The sequence below is a fragment of the Azospirillum sp. SYSU D00513 genome, from assembly GCF_017356015.1.
In the GTDB taxonomy this organism is placed as follows: Bacteria; Pseudomonadota; Alphaproteobacteria; order Azospirillales; family Azospirillaceae; genus Azospirillum.
Window position 1 is genome coordinate 25,113 of the sequence record NZ_JAFIQV010000005.1, and the last position, 17,734, is coordinate 42,846.

Sequence of the window (17,734 nt, forward strand, 5' to 3'; positions counted from 1 at the left end):
ACATTTATGCGGCATTTTAGATTTCGGCGCGAGCGGAATCTCTGCTACTCTGCAACCGATAGAGTCTGACCGAGCCCGGACCGCTCCCCCTTGTCCAGCATCGCCGCCCTGTCCGCGCCCTCCAGCGCCCCGCACCTCTCCGGTGTGGCGAGGCTGCGGCAGATGCTGGCCAGCGACGCCGCGGCCGTCACCCCCGTCAGGCGCATCCCCGGCGAACAGGACCGCCGCCCTCCGCCCGAGCTGGAAGCGGCCGGGGACGCCATCCGGGGCGGCCGCGGGGCCGGGCTGGACGAAACCGCCGGCCGCCGCTCACGCGCCCCCGGCACACAGGCCGGCCGCTTCTCCCTGGGCGAGGACAGCCCCGTCAGCCCGGGCCTCGTCCCCCTGACCGCCACGCCCAGCGCCGCCTTCACAGCCCAGAGCATCCACCAGGAGGCCATGGGCGCCGGCCTGCACATCGAACCCTGGTCCGACGCCATCGACGCCTACCGCCGCGCCGATGCCGGCCACGTCACGCCGATGCTGACGCAGGTGGCGGTTTGACCCAGGGAACGCGCAAGGCGTTCTGAAAGCGGCGCAATTGAAAAAGCCCTCTCCCCGTCAGGGGAAGAGGGCTTTTTCGCACAGGGGTGACGCGTCTCAGTCGTCGTCGCCGTAGATCTGTTCCTGCTGGTAGGCGGTCAGGCCGACGCGGTTGATCAGGTCGATCTGGGTTTCCAGCCAGTCGATGTGCTCTTCCGTGTCCTCGAGGATCTTCAGCAGGATCTCGCGGGTCTGGTAGTCGCGGACCGTGTCGCAGTCGGCGATGGCCGTCTGGAGGTTCGTGCGGTTCAGCGTCTCCAGCGCGAGGTCGGAGGTGAACATCTCCTGCACGTCCTCGCCGATGCGCAGCTTGTGCAGGTCCTGGAGGTTGGGCAGACCTTCCAGGAAGAGGATGCGTTCGATGAGGTAGTCGGCGTGCTTCATCTCGCCGATCGACTCTTCGTAGATCTTCTTGCCCAGACGCAGCAGGCCCCAGTTCTTCAGCATGCGGGCGTGCAGGTAATACTGGTTGATCGCCGTCAACTCGTTGGTGAGCAACGTGTTGAGATGAGCGATGATCTTCGGATCACCCTTCATTTTTGAGCCCCCTTGGTGCGGTCCCGGTCGTGCGGTCCGGGCGGCCTTGTGCCCGGATCGTTCCTGGTGACGGTTTCATGGCTTGTCGAAAGCTAAAGCAATTCTAAACAAGACAGAGGATCGAGGAAACCGGAATCCGCTGCATTGGGCGATTACCTGCCGCGCGATTGCGGCACCACCGTCGAATAATGAGAACGCCTTTCATTACGAGCGCTTTTCATTGCGAATGCATTTCATTCGACTGGCGCCTGCCAAGAGCCAGAGCCGGGCGGGTCAGCGCAGGGCGTGTCAGCGCCCGGCGGCCTCCCGGCGCCCGGCGGCGACCGCCTCGGCGAGCGCGCGCAGTTCGGGGTCGGCGGCGATCTCCTCCACGTCCTTGGACAGGCGGCGGCGCCAGTTCGGGTGCTGGTCCACCGTGCCAGGCAGGTTGGGCTGCTCGATCTCGCCCAGCGCGTCCTCGATCTGGACCATGACGATCCGGCCGGGCGAGCGGGCGAGGTAGCGGTGCGCCGCGCGGGACAGCTCCGGGGTGTAGGGCTGGCTGCCGTCGTCGCTGGCGTAGCCGGCCGGACGCAGCCCCGCGGCCGACAGGGCCACCAGCAGCTTGTGGCGGTCCACGCCGCGGTCCCAGACGTCCTTGTCGCTCGCCGCCTGGTCCGGGTAGAGGTCGAGCCGCCGACGCCAGGTGAGGTCGTGGCCGGTCCAGAAGCCCTTGAAGGTGGCGAGGTCGTGGGTGGAGATCGTCGCCATCGTGGAGGGCTGATAGGATTCCGGCGGCTTGAAGCCGCCATCCTCCGTGCGCTCGAAATAGAGCACGCGGTAGCCGAGGATGCCGGCCCGCTCCAGGGCCGGGCGGAAGCCCTCCGGCACGGTGCCGAGATCCTCGCCGATGACGAGGCAGCCGTTGCGGCGGCTCTCCAGCGCGATGATGCGCAGCAGGTCCTCGAACGGGTATTCGACATAGGCGCCGTCGGACCCGTCGGACGGGATCCAGAACAGGTGCTGCAAGGCCATGACATGGTCGATGCGGAGCGCGCCTGCGTGGCGCATGTTGGCGCGCAGCATGTCGATGAAGGGCCGGTAGGCGGCCTCGCGCAGCCCCAGCGGCGACAAGGGCGCCAGCCCCCAGTTCTGCCCCTTCATGTTGAACTGGTCGGGTGGCGCGCCGACGTTCGCACCCTGCACCAGGATGCTGGCGTCGGCCCAGGCGGCCCCTCCGCCGGGATGGGCCGCGACGGCGAGGTCCCGGTAGAAGCCGATGGCGAGCCCGGCGTCGCGCCCGCGCGCCGCGGCGAGGCCGAGCTGGCGGTCGGCCTCCCATTGCAGGAACTCGAAGAACTCCACCCGCTCGGCATGCTCCCGCGCGAAGGCCTGAACCTCGGGGCTGTTCGGGTCGCGGAAGGCCGGCGGCCAGCTCTGCCACATCCACAGGCCATGGTCCTTGTGGAAGAAATGCTCGTGCAGGGCCTCGAACAGGGCGTGGCGGCGGAGCGCGCCGCCCATCTCCGCGCGGAAGGACTCGAACTCCCGCTGGCGCGGGCTGGACGGCCCGTCGGCGCGGAAGGCGGCGAAGAGCAGCTCCAGCACGGGCAGCTTCAGGCCGGACACCGCCGGGTAGTCCACCAGCTCCGCATCGCGGGCGGCGGAGAGCCGGGCCTGGAACTCCGGCCCGTCGATCAGGGCGCGGGCGCCGGGCGTGGAGGCCAGCTCAGGCACCCGCTCCACGTCGATGTAGAGGATGTTGAGGAAGCTGCGGCTCGACGGCGAATAGGGGCCGATGTGGTTGGGGTCGCCGGGGAACAGCGCGTGCAGCGGGTTCAGCCCGACCAGCCCGGCGCCGAGCCCCGCCGCCGTCTCGGCGAAGCGGGCGAGCCCGCCGAAGTCGCCGACGCCCCAGTCGTCCCTGGTCTTCAGGGAATAGAGCTGGAGGCCGATGCCCCAGGTCATCCCGCCGGGCACCATGTCCTCGACCGTCAGGCAGCGTTCGGGCGCCAGGATCAGCGTCGTCTCGCCGCTCAGGCTCCCGCCCAGCCCGTGCGGGCGGATCTCCACCGCGAGCCGGTGGTAGCCCTGGCCCAGCGCCATGGCGGCGGCGGGGGCCAGCGTGCGCTGCTCGAAGGCGACGCCGTCCAGCACCGTGGCCCCGGCCAGCGGAAGCTGCCCCACGGTCAGGGTGGCGTGCTGCTCGGCACCGCCTTCCGCCGTCAGGGTCCAGGTCAGCTCGGCGTCGTCCAGCCCCGCCGGCAGGCTGAGCGTCACGCTGGGCAGGGCCGTGTCCGGCAGCACCAGCACGGGCGGCATCATGCGCCGCCAGGTCCGCTCCTCCTCCCGGCGCAGGCTGGCGGCGACCTCCTCGTCGCTGCCGGTGGCGAGCCCCATGGCGCCGGCCAGCGCCCGCACCGTGGCGTCGGAGGTCTCCCGCCGGTTGCCCCAGATGTCGTGATAGAAGGGCTCGATACCGACCAAGCGGGCCAACCGTCCGAGATCGCTCATTCACTTCCCCCTGCGCAGCAACCGGCCGGCCCGTCCGGCCTCATCCGGAATCAGGCCCGGCTGTCCAGAAACCACAGCGCCGACCAGCCTTCCAGCCCGCCTTTCGACAGCCCCTCCGAAAGTCCGGGTTCGCTCTCCGCCACCAGCCGCCCCTCCGGCACGGCGACATCCGCGGCCGGGGCGCCACCGAGGTTGGCGACCAGCGTCCAGCGGCTGCCGTCGCCGAGCGTCCATTCGACGGCGAAGGCGGCGTCCCGGCGCCAGACGACCCCGCTCTTCGAGCCCACCCCGGCCAGCCGCGGCGCCAGCTCCGAGGCGCGGGCGCGCAGCAGCCGGCGGGTGAAGTCCAGCCAGGCGGAGTGAGGATCGCGCGAGCGCGCCTCCCAGTCCAGCTTCGATCGCTCGAAGGTGGCGGGAGAGTTGGGGTCGGGGATGCGTTCCCGGTTCTTTTCGTCGGCGAATTCGGGGAAGCGGGCGAACTCGCGCCGCCGCCCCTCGCGCACCGCGTCGGCCAGATCGCCGTGGAAGTCGCAGAAGAAGGCGAAGGGCCGCACCTCGCCCCACTCCTCGCCCATGTAGAGCATCGGCACGGTCGGGGCGAGCAGCGTCACCGCCATCAGCGCGCGCAGCCGGCGGTGGTCCGCCATAGCCGCCAGCCGGTCGCCGAAGGCGCGGTTGCCGATCTGGTCGTGGTTCTGCAGGAAGTTCACGAAGGCCAGCGGCGGCAGGTGGGCCGAGGGCTCGCCGCGCGGCTCGCCGTCGCGGTAGGCCGAGGGGTCGCCCTGGTAGATGAAGCCGTCCGTCAGGGAGCGCAGGATCTGGTCGATCGGGCTCTTGGCGTATTCGCTGTAATAGCCGCTTGCCTCGTCGGTGACCAGCGTGTGGGCCGCATGGTGGTAGTCGTCGTTCCACTGGGCGGTGTAGTGGACCGGCGTGCCGTCCGCGCCGCGCTCGAGCAGGTGGGCGATGTTGTCGTCGTTCTCCAGCACCAGATGGACGTGGCGGTCGCGGCCGGGGCCGGAGCGCACCCGCTCGGCCAGCTCCTCCAGGAAGTGCTTGTCGCTGTCGTCGATGATCGCGTGGACCGCGTCGAAACGCAGCCCGTCGAAGCGGAACTCCTCCAGCCAATAAAGGGTGTTGTGGATGAAGAAGTCGCGCACCGGCCGCGACGATTCGCCGTCGTAGTTGATGGCGGCACCCCAGGGGGTGTGGTGACGTTCGGTGAAGAACTTGCCCGCATAGGCGTTGAGGTAGTTCCCCTCCGGCCCGAAGTGGTTGTAGACGACGTCGAGGAAGACCATCAGCCCGCGCTCGTGCGCGGCGTCGATCAGGGCCTTCAGGTCGTCCGGCGTGCCGTAGGCGGAGTCGGGCGCGTAGGGCAGCACGCCGTCATAGCCCCAGTTGCGCGTGCCGGCGAAATCCGCCAGCGGCAGCAGCTCGATCGCCGTGACGCCGACATCGACCAGATGGTCCAGCTTGTCGATGGCGGCCAAGAAGGTGCCGTCGGGCGTGAAGGTGCCGACATGCAGCTCGTACAGCACGGCCTCGTTCCAGGGGCGCCCGGTCCAGCCCTCGTTGCGCCAGCGGTAGGCGCCGGGGTCCATGACGACGCTCGGCCCGCTGGTGTCGCGCGGCTGGAAGCGCGAGGCGGGATCGGGGACCTTCAGCCCGTCGGGCAGCACGAAACGGTATTCGGTGCCGGCCGTGGCATGGTCCGTGGTCAGCTCGAACCAGCCCTCCCCGGCGGCGGCCATCTCCAGCCGCTCCCCCTCCCCAAGCTCGACGGAGACCGCCGGCGCGCTGGGAGCCCAAAGGCGGAAACGGACGCTCCCATCCGGCTGGAGCTGCGCACCGAAGGGCATGGCGTGGGAGGTGGGTCGGGTCATGGCGGGCTGTTCTCGCGGGTATGGTTGGGTCCGGCACGCGAACAACAACGAACCCGCGGGATTGCTCCACCGCACGAAAGACAGAAGGCCGAATGAGCCGGATGGCGGCTCCGGGCGGCTCCGGAAGGATGGCTCAGGCCGCCGAGGCCGCCTCTTCCCCGGCAGGGTTCGAGTCGGCCGGGACGGATGCCGGAGCGGATGCCGCCGCGCGCTCGGCGGCCTTGGCCTGAACCATCTGCTCCAGCCGGGCGCGATAGCCGGCGACGGCGGACCGCACCTCCTGCTCCATCGCCGCGCGGGGGCGGCCGGGATCGGCGCCCTGCATGAGGTCGCCGGCGAGTTCCCAGGCCGTCTCCAGCTTGGCGGCCGGCACCGGCCCCGCCTCGGCGAGCCCGCGGATCTCCTCGGCGATGGCGCGCAGCTCGGCGCAGCTCTTGTGGACCGGCATGGCCTCGGCCTCGCCGTTCTCCGCGCCGGGCTTCGCGTGGGCCATGTGCAGGCGCCGCGCCATCTCCTCGGCGAAGCCCGGAACGCGGGCCAGATGCTCCACGGCCATGCGCTCGGGCGGCGACGCCGCCAGGCCGGGCGTGGCGAAATCCACCAGGAAGGCGATCTGGATGGCGAGGCGCACCAGCTTCTGCGTGTTGACCTGCAGGCCGGCCTTGGCCAGGAAGGGCCGGAGCTGGGCCGGGGTGGCGCCGCGCACCGCCTTCAGCCGCAGCGTGTTGGGCGCGTCGATCAGCGGCACCTGGGTGCCCTCGCGCGGCGACTTGCGGCGGTCGGGGCCGATGTAGTCCGCCGTCACCACGAAGCTCTTGCGCGCCTCGATCAGGGCGGTGATGCGGTCCTGCACCTGCTTGGGCGAGACCGGCTTCATCAGCAGGTCGTCGGCGCCGGAGTTGCTGACGCGCAGCAGCAGCGCCTGGGTCGGCTGCCAGGTGGTGACGACGATGCCCGCGAAGGGGTTCTGGGTCGCCGGGTCGTTGCGCAGGGCGCGGACCAGCTTGAAGGCCTCGGCGAGGTCGTCGCCGTCCGAGCTGACGATGATCAGGTCGGGCGTGGCGCCGGCCAGGAGCGGCCCCGCCTCGCGGATCGAGCTGTAGGTTTCCACCTTGCCGACGCCAAGGCGGGTCAGCACCTCGCGGAACATGCGCAGGGTGCTGTGCTGCGAGTCGAGAACGGCGGCCTCGACCTGGGAGAAATCGTAAGCGCGCATGATCCGTTGCCCATTGCCCCGGCGATTGTCATCCGGCGATCACAATAGGTGCGCAATCGTTAAGCGAATCTGAGCGCGACGGCTCTTGTGCCGGGTGGTGGTCCGGGCGCCCGGCAAGCCTTGGGCATTCAGGCCTTGTGCGGTCAGGCCTTGTGCGGTCAGGCTCCCGGGCGGTCGGGCGACTCCACCAGCGAGAAGACCAGCGCCGTGCGGCCGTCCACCAGGATGGGCCTGCCGGACAGCAGCATCCGCTCGTCGCCGGCCCCGTCCGCCACGCGCGTGTCGAGAATGCAGCGCCAGCCGAGCCCGCCCGGAACGGCCGGCAGGGTGAAGGACACCGGGTCGGCGTGGGCGTTCAGCACGATCATCAGCACGCCGTCGTCGACCGGCAGCCCGTCGCTTCCCGGATAGCGGCCGGCATGGCCGTTCAGCAGCAGCCCGATGCTGCGGGCCTGCGGGTTGCGCCAGTCCTCCGCCGTCTTCTCCAGCCCGCGCGGCGTGTACCAGACGATGTCCTTCAGCCCGTTGGCCGAGGTCTCGCGGCCGTGCAGGAAGGCGGTGCGCCGCAGCACCGGATGCGCCTTGCGCAAGGCGATCACCCGCTTGACGAAGGCGAGAAGGTCGGCGCCGTCGCGCGTCTGCCGCTGCGTCCAGTCCAGCCAGGAGGTGGCGTTGTCCTGGCAGTAGGCGTTGTTGTTGCCCTTCTGGGAATGGGCGATCTCGTCGCCCGCCAGCATCATGGGCGTGCCCTGCGACAGGAACAGGGTGGTCAGCAGGTTGCGCATCTGGCGCGCGCGCAGGGCCTTGATGGCGGGATCGTCGGTCGGACCCTCCACCCCGTGGTTCCAGGAGTGGTTGTTGGAATGGCCGTCGCGGTTGTTCTCGCCGTTCTCCAGATTGTGCTTCTCGTTGTAGGAGACGGTGTCGTGCAGCGTGAAGCCGTCATGCGCGGTGACGAAGTTGACCGAGGACCAGGGGCGCCGCCCGCCCTTCTCGAACAGGTCGGACGAGCCGGCGATGCGGCCGGCCAGCTCCGGCAGCTTGCCCTCGTCGCCCTTCCAGTAGGAGCGCACCGTGTCGCGGTAGCGGTCGTTCCACTCCGCCCAGCCCGGCGGGAAATTGCCGACCTGGTAGCCGCCGGGGCCGATGTCCCAGGGCTCGGCGATCAGCTTCACGTGGGCCAGCGTCGGATCCTGCCGGACCGCGTCGAGGAAGCCGGCACCGGGGTCGAAGCCGTAGATCTCGCGCCCCAGCACCGTGGCGAGGTCGAAGCGGAACCCGTCCACATGCATTTCGCTGACCCAGTAGCGCAGGCTGTCCATGACCATCTGCAGCACGCGCGGGTGGGTCAGGTTCAGCGTGTTCCCGGTGCCCGTGTCGTTGATGTAGTAGCGCTTCTGGTCCGGCAGCAGCCGGTAGTAGCTGGCGTTGTCGATGCCCTTGAAGCTGAGGGTCGGGCCCATGTGGTTGCCCTCGCCCGTGTGGTTGTAGACCACGTCGAGGATGACCTCGATCCCCGCCTCGTGCAGGCGGGCCACCATCGTCTTGAACTCCGACAGGACGCCGGTGGTCATGTAGCGCGGCTCGGGCGCGAAGAAGCCGATGGAGTTGTAGCCCCAGTAATTGTGCAGCCCCTGCATCACCAGGTGATGGTCGTCGGTGAAGGACTGGACCGGCAGCAGCTCGACCGCCGTGATGCCGAGCGCCCGCAGATATTCGATGACACCCTGGGTGGACATGCCGGCGAAGGTGCCCCGCATGGGGGCGGGCACGTCGGGATGGCGCATGGTGAAGCCGCGGACATGCGCCTCGTAGATGACGGTGTCCGACCAGGGCACGTCCGGGTGGCGGTCCTGGCCCCAGGTGAAGGCGCTGTCCACGACACGGCATTTCGGCATGGAGCGGGCGTTGTCCCGCCGGTCGAAGGAGAGATCCTCCTTCGTCGAGCCGACCCGGTAGCCGTAATGGGCGTCCGACCAGCGCAGCGCGCCGAAATGGGCCTTGGCGTAGGGGTCGAGCAGCAGCTTGTGCGGGTTGAAGCGGTGCCCGGCCATCGGGTCGTAGGGGCCGTGGACGCGGTAGCCGTAGAGCTGGCCCGGCCGCGCGTCGGGCAGGTAGCCGTGCCAGACCTCGTCGGTCCGCTCCGGCAGGAGGATGCGCTCCAGCTCGCGCTGGCCGGTCTTGTCGAACAGGCACAGCTCCACCTTCTCGGCGTTGGCCGAGAAGAGCGCGAAGTTCACGCCGAAGCCGTCCCAGTTGGCTCCCAGCGGATAGGGCTTTCCCGGCCAGACGGTGGTGCGGGAGGAACTGGTGGACGCCATCAGGACAGGACCTCGAAGCGGTGCGTGATCCCGGGGAGGAGCCGGGCCAGGGTGTCCGCCTTTAACCGCGAGCCGAAACCATGGTCCCTGCAATAAAGGATTAGAAACCCAATTCCGTCAAGGGGTTCGGCAGCTTTTGTCACAAGTTGAAGGAGAACCCGCCCCGCCGCGGACCGGCGCACCCTTCCCTTTCCGCGGAGCCGGAGGGGCCGGCGCACCGCCTTGCGCGATGATCCGCCCGGCCTTTTCCGCCGCCTTCGCCCGTATGGCCGGAAAGGCGGACGCGGTCCGGGCTTCAACACGCCCGGACCGCCGATGGTTGCGGCCCGATGGTTTGCAGCCCAGTGGTTACAGATTGTTCGCGCGATGAGCATAAGCGCCTTGACAGGAACGCCCTTGCCTTTGCACAGTGCGCGCCATGTTGACTTTCGACCGCACGACCGCACTGCTTCGACTTATCGTCCCGGCGCTCTGACAGCGTCCGGGTCCGCCTGCGTTCGTTCATCCATCATCGGCCGAAGTCACTCTCCCATGTCCGCCACTCGTGTCTGTCCGCCCATCCGCCCCATTCCGGCGGAGCGCGCCCCGCGACTTAGCGGCGGTCGCTGAGCCCTCCCCGGCGGCTCCGCGACCGTAGGCAACGGCCGGTCACACCCGAGACGAGACGACGCCCTTCCGATGGAACCCGAAGCGGGACCGGCGGGGCACACAGGAGTTCAAGCACCATGACGACCCAGACCGCAGCCAGCACCCCCGCGATGCCGGTCCACAAGTACGTTCCCTTCAAGCCGGTGCAGCTGGCCGACCGCCAATGGCCGAACCGGACCATCGACAAGGCGCCGGCCTGGTGCTCGGTGGACCTGCGCGACGGCAACCAGGCGCTGATCGAGCCGATGGGATCGGACCGCAAGCGGGCGATGTTCGACCTGCTGATCGACATGGGCTTCAAGGAGATCGAGGTCGGCTTCCCCGCCGCCTCGCAGACCGATTTCGACTTCTGCCGCGAGCTGATCGACGAGGGCCGCATCCCCGACGGCGTCACCATCCAGGTGCTGACCCAGGCGCGCGAGGAGCTGATCCGCCGCACCTTCGAGGGCATCAAGGGTGCCAAGCGCGCGGTCGTCCACCTGTACAACTCCACCTCCGAGCTGCAGCGCCGCGTGGTGTTCGGGCTGGACCGCCAGGGCATCATCGACATCGCCGTGGCCGGCACCAAGCTGATCCGCCAGATGGCCGATGCCACGCCGGAGACGGAGATCGTGCTGGAATATTCGCCGGAGAGCTTCACCGGCACCGAGCTGGACTTCGCGGTGGAGATCTGCGAGGCGGTGATGGAGGTCTGGCAGCCGACGCCCGAGCGCAAGATCATCCTGAACCTGCCGGCGACGGTGGAGATGTCCACCCCGAACGTCTATGCCGACCAGATCGAGTGGTTCTGCCGCACGATGAAGAACCGCGGCAGCGCCATCATCTCGGTCCACCCCCACAACGACCGCGGCACCGGCATCGCCGCCGCCGAGCTGGCCGTGATGGCCGGCGCCGACCGCGTCGAGGGCACGCTGTTCGGCAACGGCGAGCGCACCGGCAACGTGGACATCGTCACGCTGGCGATGAACCTGTTCAGCCAGGGCGTCGATCCGGAGCTGAAGATCCAGGACATCCGCGAGATCGTCCGCACCTCCGAATACTGCACCCAGCTGCCGGTCCACCCGCGCCACCCCTACGCGGGGGAGCTGGTCTTCACGGCCTTCTCCGGCTCGCACCAGGACGCCATCAACAAGGGGCTGAAGGCGCTGTCGAAGTCCAATTCCGGCGTCTGGGAGGTGCCCTACCTGCCCATCGACCCGCACGACATCGGCCGCTCCTACGAGGCGGTGATCCGCATCAACAGCCAGTCGGGCAAGGGCGGCGTCGCCTATGTGCTGGAGACCGAATACGGCATCCAGATCCCGCGCCGCCTGCAGATCGAATTCTCGAAGATCGTGCAGCGCATCGCCGACGAGACCGGCAAGGAGCTGACCCCCACGACCATCTGGGACGCCTTCCGCACCGAGTATCTGGAGGCCGAGGCGCCCCTGGCGCTGGTCGAGCACGAGGTCGGCGCGCGCGGCCCCAACTCCGGCCCGCGCCAGCTGACGGCCATCGTCAACCGCGACGGCAAGCCGGTGACCATCAAGGGCAAGGGCAACGGCCCGATCGACGCTTTCCTGGACGCGCTGCGCCAGGATTGCGGCATCGATCTGCACGTCGAGGACTATCGCGAGCACGCGGTGGGCGCCGGCGAGGACGCCCGCGCCTGCGCCTACGTCGAGGTGAAGACCGCCGACGGCCGCACCCTGTTCGGCGTCGGCATGGACGAGGACATCGTCACCGCCTCGCTCCGCGCCCTGGTCAGCGCCGCCAACCGCGCGTCGCGCTGAGGGGCGGAGCGTCTCTGGACGTTGCCAAGGGGCGGCCTGCCCCTTGGCGATCCTGATGCCCCTTATCAGAACAGCTCGCTGTGCGATTCGCCTGGGTGTCGATGAAGCATTGAAAGGTGTCCCATGGCTCCCACCGATGTCGTCCGCCCTCAAAACGACCCCGATCTGAAGCGGGAAGCCGCCGAACGCGCCCTGCCCTTCGAGGTGCGTGTTCCGAACGAGACAACGCAGGCGGCCCTACATGCGGCACGACGCAGCGAGGTCGCCCGGTTCGACGATGTCGCCGGCCTGATGGCCGACCTCAACGACGACGAGGAATAACGCGGGCAAGCCGGCGTAAGCCGGCTGTCGGTTTGGACCGCCGCGCCCCTTCCCCGTGGCCGGCGCGCCTTGCCGCGCCGCCAAGCGCCCCCTATAAGGGCCACATCCATAACGGCCGGGCCTGGGTGCCCGGCGGCGGAGGCGGATGGCATGATCGTGGTCACCGGCGGGGCCGGCTTCATCGGTTCGAACCTCGTGGCGGCGCTCGCGGAGCGCGGCGTCACGAACGTCGCGGTGGCCGACCGTTTCCGCGACGGGGAGAAGTGGCAGAACCTCGCCAAGCGCGAGGTCGCCGCCCTGGTGGCGCCGGAGGACACGCTGGCCTTCCTCGACCAGCACGCGGCCGAGGTGGAGGTCGTCTTCCATCTGGGTGCCGTCTCCGCCACCACCGAGCGCGACGTGGACAAGATCGTCGCCAACAACGTGGCCCTGACGCTGGATCTCTGGCGCTGGTGCGCCTGGCGCGGGGCACGGCTGATCTACGCCTCTTCGGCGGCCACATACGGCGACGGCTCCGCCGGCTTCGACGACGACGGCACGCCCGAGGGTCTGGCGCGGCTGCGCCCGCTGAACGCCTATGGCTGGTCCAAGCATCTGGTGGACCGCCGCATCGCCCGCGCCATCGCCGAAGGGGACCAGGCCCCGCCGCAATGGGCCGGACTGAAGTTCTTCAACGTCTACGGCCCGAACGAGCGGCACAAGGGCGACATGATGAGCGTCGTCGCCAAGCTGTACCCACAGCTCGCCGCGGGGGAGCCGGCGCGGCTGTTCCGCTCCCACCGCGACGGCTTCGAGGACGGCGGGCAGCTGCGCGACTTCATCTTCGTGGAGGATTGCGTGGCCGTGATGCTCTGGCTGCTCGACCATCCGGAGGTCAACGGCCTCTTCAACGTCGGCACGGGCAAGGCGCGCAGCTTCCGGGACCTGGCGCTCGCCACCTTCGCGGCGTTGGGTCGGGAGCCGCGCATCGAGTATTTCGACATGCCCGAGCATCTCCAGGGCAAGTACCAGTATTTCACCGAGGCGAAGACCGAGCGGCTGCGCGCCGCCGGCTTCGACCGGCCCTTCACCGAGCTGGAGGACGGGGTGCGCCGCTACGTCCGGGACTTCCTGGCCCGCCCGGACCCGTACCGCTGACCCCGACGCCCCCTACCGCCGAAGGGTCGGGCGGGGCTGGAGGGGAACGGTTCAAGTTCCGCCGCCGGCTCCCCACTTCCTGACCCGAACCGCCCGACAGACCACCCGAGAGGTCGCGTAGACGCATGCTGGCCATCGCCTTTCCCGCCATAGACCCGGTCGCGATCGAAATCGGCCCCCTCGTCGTCCGCTGGTACGCGCTGGCCTATCTGGCCGGCTTCGTCCTGGGCTGGCGCTACTGCCTCGGTCTCGCGCGGAGCAACCCCGGCCGCCCGAACCCGGAGGATTTCGACGACTTCCTGACCTGGGCGGTGGTCGGCGTGATCCTCGGCGGGCGGATCGGCTATGTGCTGTTCTACAACCTGCCCTTTTACCTGCAGAATCCGCTGGAGGCGCTGAAGGTCTGGCAGGGCGGCATGTCTTTCCACGGCGGGCTGCTCGGCGTGCTGGTCGCGATCTTCCTCTTCTCGAAGAAGCGGGGCATCTCGCCGCTCGCCTTCGGTGACCTGATCGGCGCCGCGGCCCCCATCGGGCTGTTCTTCGGCCGCATCGCCAACTTCATCAACGGCGAACTCTATGGCCGCCCAGCCGACGGGGTGGCCTGGGCCGTGGTGTTCCCGCGCGACCCCCTGCAGGTCCCCCGCCACCCCAGCCAGCTCTACGAGGCCGTGCTGGAGGGCGCCGTGCTGTTCATCGTGCTGGCGATCCTCGCGCGCAACCCGGCGGTGCGGGCGCGGCCCGGCCTGATCGGCGGGCTCTTCTTCATCGGCTATTCGCTGTCGCGCATCATCGTCGAGTTCTTCCGAGAGCCCGACCCGCAGCTCGGCTTCCTCTTTGCCGGGGCCACCATGGGGCAGCTCCTGTCGCTGCCCATGCTCGCCTTCGGCCTGTGGCTGGCCTTGCGCGCGCGCCCCGCCGTGCCCGCCGGAACGGCGGCGCAATGAGCGGCGGCGACGGCAGGCAGGCGGCGGACAGCCTCGCCCGCCATCTGGCGCGCCGCATGCTGGTGGACGGCCCGATGACCGTGGCCGCCTTCATGGGCGAGGCGCTGGGCCATCCGCGCTTCGGCTATTACATGGGCCGCGATCCTTTCGGGGCCGGCGGCGACTTCACCACCGCGCCCGAGATCAGCCAGATGTTCGGGGAGCTGGTCGGGCTGTGGTGCGTGGACACATGGGCGCGGCTGGGCGGCCCTTCCCCCTTCCATCTGGTGGAGCTGGGGCCGGGGCGCGGCACGCTGATGCGGGACGCGCTCCGCGCCGCCGCCGTGGTGCCGGACTTCGCCCGCGCCGCCACCGTACATCTGGTCGAGACCAGCCCGGCCCTGCGCGCCCGCCAGAAGGAGACGCTGGGCGGGCTCCCCCGGGAACCGCTCTGGCACGACCGGCTGGACGATGTGCCCGAGGGGCCGATGCTGCTCATCGCCAACGAGTTCTTCGACGCGCTGCCCATCCGCCAGGTGCAGAAGACCAGCCACGGCTGGTTCGAGCGGCTGATCGACGTCGAGCCGGACTCGACCGAGGAGACGCCCCGCTTCCGCTTCGTGCTGGAAGCCTTCGGCAGCTCCGGCGCGCGGCTGGTGCCGGGGGGACTGCGCGGCGCGCCGGAGGGCAGCGTGGTCGAGGTCTCACCCGCGTCCTGCGCGGTCGCCCGGCTGATCGGCGAGCGGATCGCCACGCATCCCGGTGCGGCCATCCTTATCGATTACGGCTACGCCCATGGGCCGGCGGTCGGCGACACGCTCCAGGCCCTGCGGGGGCACGCCTACGCCCCGGTGCTGGAGGCGCCGGGCGAGGCCGACCTGACGGCGCATGTGGATTTCGCCAGCCTCGCCGGGGCGGCGCGGGAGGGCGGCGCCGAGGCCTTCGGTCCGGTGGACCAGGGCGCCTGGCTGACCCGGCTGGGCATCGCGCAGCGCGCGGCGATGCTCAAGCGCAACGCCACGCCCGCCCAGGCCTCCGGCATCGATGCGGCCCTGGCGCGCTTGATCGGAACGGACCAAATGGGCACCCTGTTCAAGGCGCTGGCGCTCGCCAGCCCCGGCCTGGGAGCCCCCGCGGGGTTCGAGTCCTCCTGAAAGCCGGCCGGTCAAACCGGTCCGCTCAAGCCAGCCAGTTGAAAACCAGCAAGGGATTGCGCCCGTGATCACCAATGGTGCGCTCAACGACATCGGCCACATCCGCCACGCCTTCTTCACGCGGCAGGGCGGGGTCTCGACCGGCATCTACGCCTCCCTCAACGCCGGCTACGGCTCCAACGATTCGCTGGAGGCGGTGACGGAGAACCGCGCGCGGGCCGCCGCCATGCTGGGTGCGGCACCCGACCGGCTGATCACCTGCTACCAGATCCACAGCCCGACCTGCGTCGTGGTGGAGGAGCCCTGGACGCGCGAGACCATGCCCAAGGCCGACGCCATGGCGACCCGCGTGCCGGGAATCATGCTGGGCGTGCTGCACGCCGACTGCGCGCCGGTGCTCTTCGCCGACCGCGAGGCGCGCGTCATCGGCGCTGCCCATTCCGGCTGGAAGGGTGCCAGGGGCGGCGTGCTGGAGGCGACGGTTTCCCGCATGGTGGAATTGGGTGCGGAGCCCGGCCGCATCACCGCCGCCGTCGGACCCTGCATCACCCAGCAGTCCTATGAGGTGGGGCCGGAGTTCCCGGCGGGCTTCCTGGAGGAGGATCCGGCCAACCACGACTTCTTCGCCCCGGCCGCGCGCGCCGGCCATTTCATGTTCGACCTGCCCGGCTACGTCGCGCGCCGCCTGACGCGCGCCGGTGTCGGCCGGGTGGAAACCAGCGCGCACGACACGGTGGCGGAGGAGGAGCTGTTCTTCAGCTACCGCCGCGCCACCCTGCGCGGCGAGGGCGACTACGCACGCGGGCTTTCGGCGATCATCCTGCCGGGTTGAGGCCGGGGCCGGGAAGCCGGTCCGGGCCGCGCGGGACGCTGCACCGGTATGCAACGAAGGGTGGACCCGGCCCGTCGCGGGACCGTCATGGAACATTTACACGGGCGCGGCCCTTTGTTATCGTCCGGCCCGATTTCAAGGGGTGGTGCCGCGTCCGCGCGGCAGGCCATGCCCTAGCCATTCCCTGCAGAAGAGAGCCGACTGCGATGAAGGTGCTTGCCGGCAACAGCAACCGTCCGCTGGCCGAGGCCATCTCCAACTGTCTCGGCGTGCCGCTGACCAAAGCGAGCATCCGCCGGTTTTCCGACATGGAGGTGTTCGTCGAGATCCTGGAAAACGTGCGCGGCGAAGACGTGTTCGTGGTCCAGTCGACCTCGTTCCCGGCCAACGACAACCTGATGGAGCTGCTGGTCACCATCGACGCGCTGCGGCGCGGCTCGGCCCGGCGCATCACGGCGGTCATTCCCTACTATGGTTATGCCCGGCAGGATCGCAAGACCGGCCCGCGCACGCCCATCTCCGCCAAGCTGGTCGCCAACCTGATCACCCAGGCCGGCGCCAACCGCGTGCTGACGATGGACCTGCACGCCGGCCAGATCCAGGGCTTCTTCGACATCCCGACCGACAACCTGATGGCCGCTCCGGTGTTCGAGAAGGACATCCGCGCGGTCTATGAGGACATCAACGAGGTCACCATCATCTCCCCCGACGTCGGCGGCGTGGTGCGCGCCCGTTCGCTGGCCAAGCGGCTGGACGTCGACCTCGCCATCATCGACAAGCGGCGCGAGCGCGCCGGCGTGTCGGAGGTGATGAACATCATCGGCGACGTGCAGGGCCGCCGCTGCATCCTGCTGGACGACATCGTGGATTCGGGTGGCACGCTCTGCAACGCCGCCGTCGCCCTGATGGACTCCGGCGCCAAGTCGGTCAGCGCCTTCTGCACCCACGGCGTGCTGTCGGGCGGCGCCGTCGCCCGCGTGGCCGTGTCGCCGCTGGAAGCGCTGGTCACCACCGACAGCATCCAGGCGACCGAGGCGGTCAGCCTGTCGCGCAACGTCCGCCAGCTCACCATCGCTCCGCTGCTCGCCGAGGCGATCATGCGCATCAGCGAGGAGCGTTCGGTCTCCAGCCTGTTCTCCTGACCGGTTAGCGCCACGCCTTCGAAAAAGGCCCTTCTCCCGCCGGGAGAGGGGCCTCTTTCCTTGCGCCGCCGTTGACGGACACGTGTTCCTGCGCACAAGCTTGCGCATCGGTTTGGAGGCGCCAATGCGGTCATCTTTGCGTCGCGTGAAGGACGGACCCAAGCGGGCCGCGAATCTTCCGGTCGATGAGGATCTCCTCGCTCAGGCCAAAGAGCTTCAGGTGGAGGCATCCCAGGCTGCGGAAGCAGGCTTGGCCCATGCCATCGCCGAAAAGCGGGCCGAAATCTGGCTCAGGGACAACAAGGAAGCCCTGGAAAGCTCGAACCGGTATGTCGAAACCCAGGGGCTCCCCTTGGGAAGGCACCGGCAATTCTAATGGCGCGCTTCGACGTGTACAGGAATGCCGATGGTCCCGGCTACCTGCTCGACTTGCAAGCGGATTTTCTCGAGAGCCTGAACACGCGCGTTGTCGCCCCGCTCCTGCCGCCATCAAACGCACCGGTGCCCGCAAAAACTCTGAATCCACGGTTCAGGGTCGGCGATGACGAGGTTATCATGGTGATCCAGTATTTGGCCGCCGTTCCAACCTCTTCCCTCGGACAGCCCATTGCGAACCTCGCCCGGCACCATGACGAAATCGTCGATGCCGTGGACCTCCTCATGCAGGGTTTCTGAGCGGCGGACTCGCTGCGGCAACCAGCCCTGCTCCCGATGCATGGAAATCAAGCTCTTTTCCTTGACGAAACGCACCCCTTTGGCGTAAGCACGCG

Annotated in this window: 15 protein-coding genes; 10 read left to right on the top strand and 5 right to left on the bottom strand. The window is 69.2% G+C overall.

What is annotated here, in order from left to right; all coding sequences use genetic code 11:
- Positions 1–90 precede the first annotated feature (90 nt).
- Positions 91–543 carry a hypothetical protein gene (locus tag JUB11_RS05370; RefSeq protein ID WP_207456938.1) on the top strand — a complete coding sequence of 151 codons (453 nt, stop codon included), beginning with the start codon at positions 91–93 and terminating at the stop codon, positions 541–543.
- 96 nt (positions 544–639) lie between these two features.
- Here the strand turns inward: JUB11_RS05370 and bfr are convergent, their stop codons facing one another.
- The 5 genes from bfr to glgX all read right to left on the bottom strand — a co-directional run bounded on the left by bfr (position 640) and on the right by glgX (position 9,035).
- Positions 640–1,119: a bacterioferritin gene (bfr, locus tag JUB11_RS05375; RefSeq protein WP_207456940.1), complete on the bottom strand. Its 480-nt coding sequence runs from the start codon at positions 1,117–1,119 to the stop codon at positions 640–642.
- A gap of 288 nt (positions 1,120–1,407) precedes the next feature.
- Complete coding sequence (gene malQ / locus JUB11_RS05380; RefSeq protein WP_207456942.1) at positions 1,408–3,612, bottom strand: 4-alpha-glucanotransferase; 2,205 nt, start codon at positions 3,610–3,612, stop codon at positions 1,408–1,410.
- 50 nt (positions 3,613–3,662) lie between these two features.
- Complete coding sequence (treZ, locus tag JUB11_RS05385) at positions 3,663–5,498, bottom strand: malto-oligosyltrehalose trehalohydrolase (RefSeq protein WP_247886862.1); 1,836 nt, start codon at positions 5,496–5,498, stop codon at positions 3,663–3,665.
- A gap of 133 nt (positions 5,499–5,631) precedes the next feature.
- Entirely contained in the window at positions 5,632–6,714 is a 1,083-nt protein-coding gene (locus tag JUB11_RS05390; RefSeq protein ID WP_207456944.1) for a response regulator, read from the bottom strand.
- Positions 6,715–6,872: 158 nt separating this feature from the next.
- Complete coding sequence (gene glgX / locus JUB11_RS05395) at positions 6,873–9,035, bottom strand: glycogen debranching protein GlgX (RefSeq protein WP_207456946.1); 2,163 nt, start codon at positions 9,033–9,035, stop codon at positions 6,873–6,875.
- Positions 9,036–9,793: 758 nt separating this feature from the next.
- On the opposite strand from glgX, the gene leuA reads away from it, so the two are divergent.
- The 9 genes from leuA to JUB11_RS05440 all read left to right on the top strand — a co-directional run bounded on the left by leuA (position 9,794) and on the right by JUB11_RS05440 (position 17,639).
- Positions 9,794–11,455 (top strand): 2-isopropylmalate synthase, encoded by a 1,662-nt coding sequence (gene leuA / locus JUB11_RS05400; RefSeq protein ID WP_207457323.1) that lies wholly within the window; start codon positions 9,794–9,796, stop codon positions 11,453–11,455.
- Between the two features lie 123 nt (positions 11,456–11,578).
- The gene (locus JUB11_RS05405) at positions 11,579–11,776 is read left to right on the top strand and encodes a hypothetical protein (protein ID WP_207456948.1); all 198 of its coding nucleotides are present in this window, start codon (positions 11,579–11,581) and stop codon (positions 11,774–11,776) included.
- Positions 11,777–11,926: 150 nt separating this feature from the next.
- Positions 11,927–12,913: an ADP-glyceromanno-heptose 6-epimerase gene (rfaD, locus tag JUB11_RS05410; protein WP_207456950.1), complete on the top strand. Its 987-nt coding sequence runs from the start codon at positions 11,927–11,929 to the stop codon at positions 12,911–12,913.
- A 125-nt stretch (positions 12,914–13,038) separates the two neighbouring features.
- Positions 13,039–13,857, top strand: coding sequence for a prolipoprotein diacylglyceryl transferase (gene lgt, locus JUB11_RS05415; protein WP_207456952.1), 819 nt, complete (start codon positions 13,039–13,041; stop codon positions 13,855–13,857).
- Positions 13,854–14,990: an SAM-dependent methyltransferase gene (locus tag JUB11_RS05420; RefSeq protein ID WP_207456954.1), complete on the top strand. Its 1,137-nt coding sequence runs from the start codon at positions 13,854–13,856 to the stop codon at positions 14,988–14,990. The genes lgt and JUB11_RS05420 overlap by 4 nt, the downstream gene beginning before the upstream one ends.
- A 64-nt stretch (positions 14,991–15,054) precedes the next feature.
- Positions 15,055–15,822 carry a peptidoglycan editing factor PgeF gene (gene pgeF / locus JUB11_RS05425; protein ID WP_207456956.1) on the top strand — a complete coding sequence of 256 codons (768 nt, stop codon included), beginning with the start codon at positions 15,055–15,057 and terminating at the stop codon, positions 15,820–15,822.
- A 206-nt stretch (positions 15,823–16,028) separates the two neighbouring features.
- A complete protein-coding gene (locus JUB11_RS05430; RefSeq protein ID WP_207456958.1) occupies positions 16,029–16,964 on the top strand; it encodes a ribose-phosphate pyrophosphokinase in 936 nt (311 codons plus the stop codon).
- Between the two features lie 124 nt (positions 16,965–17,088).
- Positions 17,089–17,340 carry a type II toxin-antitoxin system CcdA family antitoxin gene (locus JUB11_RS05435; protein ID WP_207456960.1) on the top strand — a complete coding sequence of 84 codons (252 nt, stop codon included), beginning with the start codon at positions 17,089–17,091 and terminating at the stop codon, positions 17,338–17,340.
- Entirely contained in the window at positions 17,340–17,639 is a 300-nt protein-coding gene (locus tag JUB11_RS05440) for a CcdB family protein (protein WP_207456961.1), read from the top strand. Before JUB11_RS05435 ends, JUB11_RS05440 begins: the two co-directional genes overlap by 1 nt.
- Positions 17,640–17,734: the final 95 nt, after the last annotated feature.